Here is an 11,929-nt window from a genome sequence, read left to right as displayed (position 1 = left end):
ATGTTTTCGAACTACCTGGGCGAGTTTCTGGCGCTGGCAACGATTCACTTCCTGGCGGTGGTCGCCCCCGGACCGGACTTCGCCGTGACCATCCGCCAAAGTGTGCGTTTCGGCCGGTTAGTGGGTATTTGCACGGCGCTGGGCATCGGGGCGGGCATTTCCGTGCATGTGCTGTACACCTTGCTCGGCGTCGGCGCGCTGATGCACGCCACGCCGTGGTTGTTGACGGTGGCCAAGGTCGTCGGCGGAGCCTACATCTTGTACCTCGGTGTGAGCCTGTTGCGCAGCAAACCCAAATCGGCGATTGAGGGCGACAAGGATGCAGACGCGCCAGTTGAACGGCAGACTTTGTTCAAGGCGTTCAGCACAGGTTTTTTGACCAACGCCACCAACCCCAAGGCCACCCTGTTCTTTCTGGCGATCTTCACCACCATCATCAGCGCCTCGACACCGCTGCAGATTCAGGCGCTGTACGGGCTGTGGATGTGTTTCGTGAACGCCTTGTGGTTCGTGATCGTGGCCTTGTTCTTTTCCAGCAGCGGGGTGCGACTGCTGTTCATGCGCATGGGGCACTGGTTCGAACGAACCATGGGTGTGATCCTCATTCTGTTCGCCGGACGCCTGATTCTGTCCATGTAAGCCCTGCTGCCTTAGTTGCCTCGTCGAACCGCATTTTTTTGCGGCTCCAACGCCAGCAACATGGCTATCTCCGCACTCTGCCCTGAAAGTTTTGTTTTAAATCGTGGCGCTTTGCTTTGTTTGAACTACCTTCAAACAAGAAGAAGTCATAACGGTTTGAATTTTGACGTTAGGTTCAGAGATCAGATAGCGAATTGGCAAAAGGAGTTACCTCACTATGATCCTGACAGGCGTTTACCGGCGCAGAGCTGTGATTGCCGGTTGCTTTTTAGGGGAGTCAGGTTGGCGGGCAGTGCCGCCTATAACCGCGATGGTTGTCGAGCCTGAGCCTATCGCTCGGGTCGGCAGCCCAGGTATCTGGATCACTAAAAGCCGTTTTAGAAGGTCGCTCGCTGCTCATTTGGATCAGCGTATTGCACCTGCTTGCGTGTAGCACCAAGGAATATTGCCGGGGGCATTAGTCATTAGTGGTAAGTGCTCTGGCGAGGTTGAGGGTCGACTCAGGCCCCCTGTAGTGATCCGAGGCAACTTGGTTTGCCTTGTAGATGGCCTATTCAGCGAGGATGCACTTAATGAGCTATCGTACCGTGCCCGCTTTCAAGCGAATTATCCATGGCCTGTTCTGGATGGGCCTCAGCGTGGACGCGGCTCAGGCCGCGGCGGCCAATTGTTCGCAGATGGACAGTATGCCGACAACGTTCGAGGTCGGTCAGGGGCTTCAGAGTGAACTGCGCACACCGGTTCCGGTGACGCAACTGGCCGTGGGTGACCCGAAAATTGCCGATGTGCAACCCAGCGGCAAAAACCCCAACGCCTTCCTGCTCACTGGTCTGACACCGGGAGCCACCAGCCTGATGGTCTGGACCGGCTGTTCGAAAGAACCGCGCCAAAGCATGGTGTTCGTCAAGGGCCGGGCCACCGCAGCGCTGACCAGCGTGTCGACGGGACCTACCGAAGACCCGCTGCTGCCAAGCCAGGTGCAGACCGATATTCGCTTCGTTGAAGTCAGCCGGACCAAACTCAAGGAAGCTTCAGCGTCTATTTTCGGCACCCGCGGCAACTTCCTGTTCGGCTCGCCGAGAACCTTGCCCACCATCGGCGGCATCGTCACGCCGTCGGTGCCGGTGGACAACGGCATGTTCAACCTCAATTTTGCGACCGGTAATACCCTGGTGGCGATCAACGCGCTGGAAGGCAGCGGTTTCGCCTATACCCTGGCGCGGCCAAGCCTGGTAGCGCTCAGTGGGCAGAGTGCGAGCTTCCTGGCCGGTGGTGAAGTACCGATTCCGGTGCCCAGTTCGGGCAGCGATAGCATCTCCATCGAGTACAAGGAGTTTGGTATCCGCCTGACCCTGACGCCAACCATCATCGAGAAAAACCGTATCGCCCTGAAGGTGGCACCGGAAGTCAGTGAACTGGACTTCACCAACGCCGTGAGCATCGCCGGCACGATAGTTCCGGCGCTGACCGTGCGCCGCACCGACACCAGCATCTCCCTGGCCGACGGCGAAAGCTTCGTCATCAGCGGCCTGATCAGCACTCGCAACAATTCCCAGGTGAACAAGTTTCCGGGGCTGGGCGATATCCCGATTCTGGGCGCGTTCTTCCGCGACAACACCATCAACCGTGAAGAGCGCGAACTGCTGATGATCGTCACCCCGCATCTGGTCCAGCCTCTGGCGGCCAATGCACAACTGCCGTCATTGCCTGGCGAACAGCTGCGTAATTACGACCCGAACTTCTACCGCATGTTCTTCCTTGAAAATGGCGATTTCGACAGTCGCAGCGGGCTTTCGCAATGAGCCGGAACCAGACTCTGAACCGGGCTTTCGCCCTCACTCTTAACGGTGACCTTGAACGCCTGCCGGGCCAGCTGTATTGCCATTGGCCAGGCGTTCAACGTGTTGTAGCCAGAGGACACTCGATGAAAGCAGTCATTGCATTAACGGCGACATTGATGCTCGCAGGTTGTGCCACCAATGGCCTGTCTTCGCGACCGGCTGTCTGTGCCAAGCCCGGTTCGGAGCAAGAGCTGGCCCTGAACCTGGCCGACAATATGGTCAACGAGGGCCGTTTGTATGCCAGCCTGGCGAATCTGGAAGGTTTGCCCGATGACCTGGTCCAGGTTCGCCTGCGCAAGGCTCGGGTGCTGCGCTTGATGGGGCGTAAAGATGCGGAGCCGTTGTATCAAAGCCTGCTCGGTACCTGTCTGGCCGCTGAAGGGGAACATGGCCTGGGCCAGTTGGCCGCGGCCAAAAAATGATAATGCCAGCGCCACCACTCACCTTGAGCGTGCGGTGAAGATGGCCCCCACCGACGACAAGATGCGCAATGACCTGGGGGTCGTCTACCTCAATCAGCGACGGATCCCCGAAGCACGCTTCGAGTTCATGACGGCCATGGAGCTCAAGCAGGCGGATTCACTGGCGGCACTCAATATGGTGACGCTGCTGATCTATCAGGATAACTGGAAGGCGGCTGCCGAACTCGCGAACCGCGCCAGTTTGAGTCCCCAGCAAGTCGCAGAGGCACAAAACCGCGCGGAAAAACTCAAGGCCTCTGCCAAAAAAGCGGTGGCTTCCGAGGGGAATCGTAAGGCTGAGGTAGCCGATGCCTCACCCAGTGCTGCGATCAAGTAGAACGTACGAGGAGTCGAGATGAATACCAAAAGGCTGTTGATTGTGTGCATGGCTTGCCTGTCCACCAGTGCCTGGGCTATTGAGCCGGGTCCCTCCTCGGCGCCGCAAAAAGGCACCGAACAGTGGATGCAGCTACAGATTCGTGGTGTGGTTGCCTCCCCTTTTCGGCAAACTGCATCGGTCACTGAGCGGGACCTGGCCTTCCAGCGCTGGCTGAACAGCTTCACCCACCCGATTCCGGAATTCTTTGAACAGAATGCGGCGGGGAAAATGACCCCCGGCAACTGAGGTACGTTAATGGGTGATTCGCCTCTGACGTCGTTCAGAGTAGCCTGGCTGTAAAGCCGGGCTTAATGACGTCTGCAGGAAAGCATTGGCATCTACACACTTTTCAGTTACCGAATCCCCCCTGTAGGAGCGTAATGCTGTTCACTTAAGCCGTAATGCGATCTGTAGCAGCAGGCAAAGCCTGCGTTCGGCTGCGAAGCAGTCGTAAAATCAGGCATTGCGCTGCGTCAGGTACATCACGGCAACCGGACTTACGGCTGCTGCGCAGCCGAACGCAGCCTTCGGCAGCTGCTACAAAGAATGCGTCGCGGCTGAAATTGCTTAAGTGAGCAGCATTACCAAGGAGCGAGGCTTGCCCGCGAAAGCGATCTGTCTGCCACCATAGATGGCGGATATGACGGCCTCTTCGCGGGCAAGCCTCGCTCAGGGATGTGCAAATCTATGAGAGGAAAGTGCAGATCAGACTCAGGTGGCAAGGCCATCGTGCTCGACAGCCTCTGCCCGTTTACCTCACCCGAATGCTCTCAATACCCCGATCAGGGCAGGGCCGATGGCGACCAGAAAGAAGCTTGGCCACAGGCAGAAAATCAGCGGAAATACCAGCTTGGTACCGACTTTCGCCCCCATCTCTTCGGCGGCTTGTGTACGCCGGTCACGGAATTCATCGGCATAGATGCGCAAGGTGTCGGCCACGCTAGTGCCGAAGCGGATACTTTGCGCCAACAGGCTGACCAACCCTTGCACGTCATCCAGACCAGTACGCACAGCCAGTTGCTTGAGCGCCTCGGTACTGGAAATGCCCGCGCGGATTTGCGCATTCACCAGAGCCAGCTCTTCAGCCAACTCAACCTGACTGACCGACATCTCTTCAGCCACCCGTTCAATGGTCGTGGGCAGGGCCAGGCCCGACTCCACGCACACCACCATCAGATCCAGCGCATCCGGAAACGCAGCACGCAGCCGACCTTGACGCGCCTGCTTGCGCTTGCCGACATACAGTGCCGGCAGCAGCCACCCGATACCGGCCATCATGACCACCAATAGCAGCCCCACGCTCAGCGAAATCTTCGGAATCATCGGCAATAGCAACAACGCAATGCCGACCAACACCAGTGGCAACAGCAAGCGCACCGCCCAATACATCTGCAACGCTGAAGAAGAACGGTACCCCGCATGCGTCAACAGGGTCTGGGTGACGGACGCCTGAGCCGATTCGGTCGAGGCAAAACGCTGGCCGACCCGCTCCAGCAACAGTTGCAGGTTACCTGGAGCTTCCTGTCCGGCAGCGTTGCCTAAATGGCCACGCTTGATCAGCGCCAGACGGCGCTGCACCGGGTCCTGAAGCCCCAGCATCAGCAAGATCACGGCGACGATCGCCAGAACCGTGCTCAAACCGACCGCACTGAGGAACAACAGGCGCGCCACCTCCTCGTTCCCCGTGACCCGACTGAACAACCCGAGTAAAAAATCCATGACCTGTACCTCCCGGTAGCGAATACCGCTTAAACCTGAATCCGGATGATTTTGCGTATCCAGAAAATTCCGATCAACATGGCGCAAAAAGCCCCGATGATCAGCTTATGTCCCATGGGATCATTGAGCAGCACAGGCAGGTAGGTGGGGCTTGTGATAACGATCGCAATGGCCAGCACGAAGGGAATGGCCACCAGTATCCAGGCCGACATCCGCCCTTCGGCCGACAGGGTCTTGACCTTGCGCTGGAAGCGAAAGCGCCCACGGATCAGGCGACTCAGACGCTCCAGCACCTCGGTCAGATTGCCACCCGTCTCACGGTGAATAAGGATCGATGTCACTAGCATCATCACCGTCATGCTCGGCATTCTCTCCAGCAAGCCGAGCATGGCCCGACGTACATCGTTGCCGTAGTTGATATCGGCGAAGGTCATACCGAACTCATGAGCGACCGGCCCCTTGTGCTCCTCGGCTACCAGGCGCAGGGTCTCGTTGAACGGGTGCCCGGCGCGCAAGGCCCGGCACATGGCATCCAGTGCATCCGGCAGGCCTTCCTCAAACTCAGCGAAACGTTTGCCACGGTCACGAAAAATTTTCAGCAGGGGTACCCAGAACACCCCGAAGCCCGCCAACATCGCCATCCACCAGACGGTCGAGATCATCCAGATCGAGATGGCCGCGCAAGCGCCCAGAAACAGCCCGAGCAACAGCACCCGATAAGCGCGATATTCATGACCCGCCTGCTCGATTACCTGTGTCAGGTTCGCCATAAAGGGCAATTGCTCGAGCATGGCCTCCAGCGGCGACAAACGCGTCAGGTATTTCTGTCGTAATACCGTCTGCATGTTGGGCAGATTGTTGGCTTTCTCCAGTACGTGCAAGCGGCCGCGGATGCGCTTGCGCATCTTGCCGGCCTCGCCGAACACCGGCACTACCACGCCCTGGGACAGGAGGAACACGGCGATAAACACCATGCCGAGGAAAATCAGAATGAATTCACCAGGAATTTGGCTCATGACTGCCGTCCCTCCATCCACTCAGGCCTGAACATCGTCAGCGGCAACTCGATGCCGCGCTTGGCCAGCACATCGCGGAAGGCCGGGATCATGCCGCTGGGACGATAATCGCCGAGCACCTCGCCGCTTTCGCCCATGCCTTGACGCGCAAAGGAGAAAATTTCGGTCATGGTGATGATCTCGCCCTCCATGCCGTTGATCTCTTGCACGCTGACCAGCCGGCGCTTGCCGTCCTCCTGACGTTCCAGCTGGATCACCACATCGATGGCCGACGCGATCTGCTGCCGCATGGCCTTGATCGGGAAGGTCGCCCCGCTCATCGACACCATGTTCTCGACTCGCCCCAACGCATCGCGCGCGGTGTTGGCGTGGATCGTGGTCAACGAGCCGTCGTGGCCGGTGTTCATCGCCGTCAGCATGTCCAGCGCCTCGGCGCCACGCACCTCGCCGATCACAATGCGGTCTGGGCGCATCCGCAAACTGTTGCGCACTAACTCCCGCTGGCTCACCTCGCCTCGCCCCTCGATATTGCAAGGGCGGGTTTCCAGGCGAACCACATGGGGCTGCTGCAATTGCAGCTCAGCCGAGTCTTCGATGGTGACGATCCGCTCGTTGTGCGGGATGAAACTGGACAGCACATTGAGCATGGTGGTTTTGCCGCTGCCGGTACCGCCGGAAATCAGCACATTCATGCGCCCACGGACAATCGCCTTGAGCAGCAAGGCAATGGCCGGGGTCAATGTCCCCACCTGAATCAGGCTGTCGGTATTGAGCAAGTCCACCGCAAAACGGCGAATCGACATGCTCGGGCCGTCGATGGCCAGCGGCGGGATAATCGCGTTAACCCGCGAACCATCCTTGAGCCGGGCGTCCACCAATGGCGAAGACTCATCGATACGCCGCCCCAAACTCGAAACGATGCGGTCGATGATGTTCAGCAAATGCTGATCATCGCGAAAGCGCACATCGGTCCGTTGCAGTTTGCCGAAGCGCTCGACATAGACCGAGGCATAGCCGTTGACCAAAATGTCGGACACGCTGTGATCGGCCAGCAACGGTTCCAGAGGCCCCAGGCCGAGCACCTCGTCGGTGATTTGCTTGATGATCAACTGGCGGCTGGTGGTACTCACCGGCGCCGAATGCTCATCGAGCAGGCGTTGGCAGATATCACGAATCTGCCGCGTAGCCTCGGCCTGTTCAAGGGCGTCCAGCATGGACAGGTCCATGACTTTGAGCAATTGCTGGTAGATTTTTTCCCGCCACTCGGCCTCCACCGGGGTGACCTGGCTTCTGGTTTCGTAAAGAACGTCCGGCGTTGCACGTTCCCACGCCATTATTTCCTCGGCCGGATCCAGCAGGTCGTCGCCCGGCTGAACAACTGACGACGAGGGTTTACCGGATTGTTTGCGCAAGCGGTTACGAAAGTCGCTGATCATGGGTCATCCCCCGAAAAAACGGTTGAAGGCGCGTTTGAGTAAGCCTTTGTTCCCGGCCACCTGTTGACCGACCAGGTCCTCGGTCATATCGCGCAGAGCGGAAGTAATCGCTGCCCTCGGCGCATGCAGCCCCAACGGCACGCCAGTGTTCTGACTCTGGCTGACCAGGTTGAAGTCGTTGGGTAATTTCGACAGATTGGTGCAGCGCAGTGCCTCGCCGATATCCTTGAGGCTGATCGCTGCGGCCTTGTCAAAGCGGTTGACCACTATCTGCAATTGATCGCCGCGCACGCCCAGGTCATCGCGAAGAATCCGCACCAGGGAACTGGCATCGCGCAGATGGCTGACGCTCTGCTGCACCACCACGTACACCCGATCCACCTGTTCCAGCACAGAGCCGGTGAGGTGGTCGATTTGCCGTGGCAGGTCGATCACTACCCAGTCATAGCTGGCGCGGGCCAACTGCAACAGCGTGTCGAGTTGTTCGGGTTGGGCATCCTGCGGCAGGCACAGCTCACCGGCCCGGCCACCCAGCACATGCAATGTGGGGCTGAAATGGCTGCAAAAACCGCGCAACGCGACGCTGTCCATGCCATCGATCTGATGCAACACCTCAAGATGACTGTGCGACTGCGCCACATCCAGGTAATGCGTCACACTGCCAAATTGCAGGTCCATGTCCAGCAGCAGGGTACTGCCGCCCTTGACGCTAAGCTGTTGAGCCAGGTTGCAGGCCAGCAAGGTTCCGCCGGAGCCGCCCTTGGCGCTCATCACGGCGATCAATTTCCCTTCTGTCCCACTGCCGATCCGAACCTCCATGACCAGACGATTCAGGGCGGCAACCAGTTCTGTCTCGGCTATTGGTTCCGGCAGCACGTCACGGGCGCCGGCCTGCATCGCCAGGCGCATGCCTTCCTGTTCGCTCAGCATTCCGCACACCAACATCGGCGGACGCTCATGGGCCGGACGCTGCAACAGCGCCGCCAGCTCCTCGCGCCACAGGTGGCTGACGCGCAACAGCAACAGATCGGGCATTCGGTCCAGACCGTAAAGCGGGTCAACATGCCCATTGCTCACCAGGCGAGTGCTCACCTCCAGGCAAGGCATGCGCTGGCATACGCTCTGCAGATCGCGCAAAGCGGTGGCATCACGACTGCTGATCAGCAACCGCAGCCCGGCCTTGCCGGTCGAACTGGAAAGCGGGGTGTCCTTGGTATTCAGCATGGTGTGATCTCCCCGGAATCGGAATGACGCCCGAGGCTTTCGCGTGGCAACGTTGCCCTGAATGCAGGCAAGGTAATGGGCACGCCGAACCCGGGAATAAACAGATTGAAAACGAAGTTCTGCAGACTCAACTGAACATAACGGATCGCACGAAAACCAGTGACGCTGACCAGGTCGCCGGGATTGGCCACCACAGCACCGTTGACGTCCAGATAGGTCAGCGTCAGGTTGGTGGTGGCCAGACTCTTGATCAGTTGGCTCGTACCGGCGTCGGTCGCAGCATTGAAGATTGCTCGCCGCAACACCACCGGATCGCTGATGTTGCACACCGCTGCCAGGCGCGCACCACGCCGCGCGGCTTCATCCAGCGCATTGACCGTAAAGTACAGCCGGCCCATTTCCAGCACGCCGAACAGCAGCGTGAATACCAGCATGCCAATGATGGCGAACTCCACGACATAGATGCCGCGCATGCGTTTGCGATTCATCACAGTGCCCTCATGACAGTGGTGGCGACCAGCGGAATGCTCAGCGCAATCGGGTTACCAAAAAACCCTGGAATCGAGCCGGCACAATTGCCACTGCCAATCACCGGGCAGAAGTTGTAGGTGATGGTGACTCGCACATGGTCGGGGTGGGCGGGATCGGCGCCCAGCGTGGAGACTGTCACCATGCCGGTCGTCAACCCTGACACCACCGCAGTCCCGGTATTTGCAGGTACACCATAGACCGCCACATTTTTCGTCTGGGTCTCCAGCGTGCTGCCACTCGGAACAACGGCAGCGCCGAGCGTCGAGTTCCATGCCTGGCTGGCGACGAAACGGTCGGCATCACGACTGGCCTGCAGCAGAACGTTGTACTGATAGAGCATGCGGCCGAACTCGCCGAGGCTCAGCAACAACAGGAGCAACAAGGGCAGGAAGAGGGTGAACTCCACCATTGCCACGCCTTGTTGGCGCTGCGGATGTTTAAACGAGTGAAGTCCCATGACGCCTCCTACGAGTCTGTGCTCGGAGTGCCAGTGCCGCTGCCGATATAGGTTTTGTAAAGCTGAATGATCTGCGGGCCGGAATCGGTGGACGGTGAGGGGCCGGCCACGTTGTCGCCTTCGCACTCCTTCACAAACTGTCCGAAGATCTGCGATTCCGTGCCGCCGTTACTCATTGGCTGTACCACGAAATAGCAACCAAAACCCAGAACAGGGACCGAGGTGGTACCGCCCTGTTTACCGGTGCAATCACCCACCACGATTTTCAGCATCCGGCGCTCGAACACCCCACCGCTCTGACAGCCACTGCCGGACCCGGCCACACACGCGGTAGTGCTCGCACGCCAGTCGTTGTAGTCCAGTATCGTGTTGGTGCCCGCCGTGAGATTGCCGTTGCTTGATGTGACGGCTTGCCCCTGGTACTTCGGGCCTGTGCCGTCGTCAGTGATTGCGGGGGTGCTCGACGTGGTCACCAGGTCCGGCGGATAGTCCGAGGCACTGACCGGGCCGTTGTAGATGCCGAAACGCGTATTCAGGCCTTGAGAGGTAGGGCCGACCTTGTTACCAGGGGCAGTCTGGACGTTTTGCCCCACGTTGCGGCAAACCGTGCCACCGCCGGCCAGGTCATCTCTGACCGTACTGCCGCCCGAGCCAAAGTCCAGCAACTGAAAGTTGCCTGGACCAATGGGGGACGAATTGCCGGCAGCCGTCTTCAGTACCTGCAAATCACCAAACTGGAAGCCCCAGAACATGCCGGCGGCCGGGTTGTATTTGGTCGGGTCGCCACAGACCATCAAAGGTGCGAGATCACAAGGACTGGCAGGGCTGGGTCCAGCGGTGGCGATCGCCGCCACCGCTTTGTTCCCTACGGCGCCTAATGTCTGGGCGAAGTTCCAGAAAAACCCCTTCAGGCTATAGCTCGGTACCGATACCCGAACGTACTTGGCATCTGCCGGCCCAGGATAGGAGAACGGGCCATAGACTAAGCTGGAAAGTTCCACCACTGCAAATGCGCCTGGGTTGCCGGCGACCGCCGTTGCCAATTCGGTATTGCCCGTGGCATTGGCATTTTGCGTCAGCGTGTTGAGCGCGGCGGTGCGCGTCGCGCTGGCCATGTTGGCAGCACCTTCCACCTGACTCAGGGTTTTGGCGCCACTCAGGGCGGCGGCGTCCACCGCATTCTGCAGGCGCGTTTTGTTCAGCAACATGTGTCCACCATCCAGCGCCAACGCCGCCATCATCGCCATCGCCGCCAACGCGATTACCATCAATACGCTCACCGATCCTTCCTGGCGCCTTGGCGTCGCAGTGAACGGCCGCTGAATACGAAGATTCATCATCAAGCCCTCGTTTGCCGATACTGATCCGGATCGGCTCCGCCAATACCTTGGTGCCCAAGCACCCCCTACCGCCCTGTCAACGAACTTTCACTAAACTGGTCTGGATCCCGCGAATGATGGTGAGAGCCCCGCCACCGTCGCCACGTTGCACCACGCGTTTTTGCACCGGGGCGGCGGCCACCACCATGGGGGCCGGCGCAACAGGCGCAGCGGTCACGATTTTTTTCTCGGTGTTCAGCGGGTTGCGCAGCGTCAGTTGCAGTTTCCCTTCCGTTTGCGCCGTGACCAGGGTTTCAGCCTCGGCGGTCGTCATCTCCAGCGTCACTGCACGCACCACCACCGGTTGGGTCTTGTCGGTACCCGCCGTCTGGTCCACCGCCAACACCCGCAAGTTCTCGAGGATGGTCCTGGACACGGCGTTGTTACTGCCGGCACTTGTGGTTTTGGTCGCCAGTACATCGACCCGGTTACCTGGCAGGAGGAATCCACCCACACCGACCACATCGTCCACCCGGACCGATATGGCACGTTTGTCTGTGGCAATCAGAGAGGCCAGGGTACTGCCGCCCAAGTGCTCGCTCAGGCGTGCGCCGCGCATGACGTCGCCACGCAAGATGTCGAACGTTGCGATCTTGCCCACGGCCTTGTCACTGGAATCGAGAGCATCGTCCGGGATCGTGTCCATGGGCATGCGCACAGTGGTGACCTGTTGGGCTTCGACCATCTGCCCGAAGGGAATTTCTACCGTGGCGACCACCACGCTTCGAAGGTGGTCATCCGGGGTGGCATTGAGCCGGGAGCTCAGCCAGGAGTCGGCCATCCATGCAGCACCAAGGCCCATGACCAGGGAAACGCCTATCAGGGGAAGAGTACGAGAGCTCATGTC

Annotated in this window: 11 protein-coding genes and 1 pseudogene; 4 read left to right on the top strand and 8 right to left on the bottom strand. The window is 59.3% G+C overall.

Annotation, left to right across the window (positions count from 1 at the left end; all coding sequences use genetic code 11):
- The 4 genes and pseudogenes from ACZ9BB_RS02790 to ACZ9BB_RS02775 all read left to right on the top strand — a co-directional run bounded on the left by ACZ9BB_RS02790 (position 1) and on the right by ACZ9BB_RS02775 (position 3,566).
- Positions 1 to 639, top strand: a complete 639-nt coding sequence (locus tag ACZ9BB_RS02790; RefSeq protein WP_476212438.1) for a LysE family translocator — start codon at positions 1 to 3, stop codon at positions 637 to 639.
- A gap of 572 nt (positions 640 to 1,211) precedes the next feature.
- Positions 1,212 to 2,441: a type II and III secretion system protein family protein gene (locus ACZ9BB_RS02785; protein WP_476212437.1), complete on the top strand. Its 1,230-nt coding sequence runs from the start codon at positions 1,212 to 1,214 to the stop codon at positions 2,439 to 2,441.
- Positions 2,442 to 2,563: 122 nt separating this feature from the next.
- A pseudogene (locus ACZ9BB_RS02780) lies at positions 2,564 to 3,278 on the top strand (tetratricopeptide repeat protein).
- Positions 3,279 to 3,296: 18 nt separating this feature from the next.
- Positions 3,297 to 3,566, top strand: a complete 270-nt coding sequence (locus ACZ9BB_RS02775; RefSeq protein WP_476212436.1) for a DUF3613 domain-containing protein — start codon at positions 3,297 to 3,299, stop codon at positions 3,564 to 3,566.
- A gap of 510 nt (positions 3,567 to 4,076) precedes the next feature.
- Here the strand turns inward: ACZ9BB_RS02775 and ACZ9BB_RS02770 are convergent.
- The 8 genes from ACZ9BB_RS02770 to cpaB all read right to left on the bottom strand — a co-directional run bounded on the left by ACZ9BB_RS02770 (position 4,077) and on the right by cpaB (position 11,926).
- On the bottom strand, positions 4,077 to 5,039 hold the full coding sequence (locus ACZ9BB_RS02770) for a type II secretion system F family protein (protein ID WP_476212435.1): 963 nt from the start codon (positions 5,037 to 5,039) through the stop codon (positions 4,077 to 4,079).
- Positions 5,040 to 5,068: 29 nt separating this feature from the next.
- On the bottom strand, positions 5,069 to 6,055 hold the full coding sequence (locus tag ACZ9BB_RS02765; RefSeq protein ID WP_476212434.1) for a type II secretion system F family protein: 987 nt from the start codon (positions 6,053 to 6,055) through the stop codon (positions 5,069 to 5,071).
- Positions 6,052 to 7,491, bottom strand: a complete 1,440-nt coding sequence (locus ACZ9BB_RS02760; protein ID WP_476212433.1) for a CpaF family protein — start codon at positions 7,489 to 7,491, stop codon at positions 6,052 to 6,054. Before ACZ9BB_RS02760 ends, ACZ9BB_RS02765 begins: the two co-directional genes overlap by 4 nt.
- 3 nt (positions 7,492 to 7,494) lie before the next feature.
- Positions 7,495 to 8,715 (bottom strand): AAA family ATPase, encoded by a 1,221-nt coding sequence (locus ACZ9BB_RS02755; protein WP_476212432.1) that lies wholly within the window; start codon positions 8,713 to 8,715, stop codon positions 7,495 to 7,497.
- A complete protein-coding gene (locus ACZ9BB_RS02750; protein WP_476212431.1) occupies positions 8,709 to 9,203 on the bottom strand; it encodes a TadE family protein in 495 nt (164 codons plus the stop codon). The genes ACZ9BB_RS02755 and ACZ9BB_RS02750 overlap by 7 nt, the downstream gene beginning before the upstream one ends.
- Positions 9,203 to 9,703: a TadE/TadG family type IV pilus assembly protein gene (locus ACZ9BB_RS02745; protein WP_476212430.1), complete on the bottom strand. Its 501-nt coding sequence runs from the start codon at positions 9,701 to 9,703 to the stop codon at positions 9,203 to 9,205. The genes ACZ9BB_RS02750 and ACZ9BB_RS02745 overlap by 1 nt, the downstream gene beginning before the upstream one ends.
- An 8-nt stretch (positions 9,704 to 9,711) precedes the next feature.
- Positions 9,712 to 11,043 (bottom strand): TadE/TadG family type IV pilus assembly protein, encoded by a 1,332-nt coding sequence (locus ACZ9BB_RS02740; protein WP_476212429.1) that lies wholly within the window; start codon positions 11,041 to 11,043, stop codon positions 9,712 to 9,714.
- Between the two features lie 76 nt (positions 11,044 to 11,119).
- Positions 11,120 to 11,926 (bottom strand): Flp pilus assembly protein CpaB, encoded by an 807-nt coding sequence (gene cpaB / locus ACZ9BB_RS02735; RefSeq protein WP_476212428.1) that lies wholly within the window; start codon positions 11,924 to 11,926, stop codon positions 11,120 to 11,122.
- Positions 11,927 to 11,929 lie beyond the last annotated feature (3 nt).

The organism is Pseudomonas sp. TE3552 (genome assembly GCF_056278945.1).
Note: the sequence above shows the minus strand (reverse complement) of the source record. Positions and strands in the feature narration are given on the sequence as shown.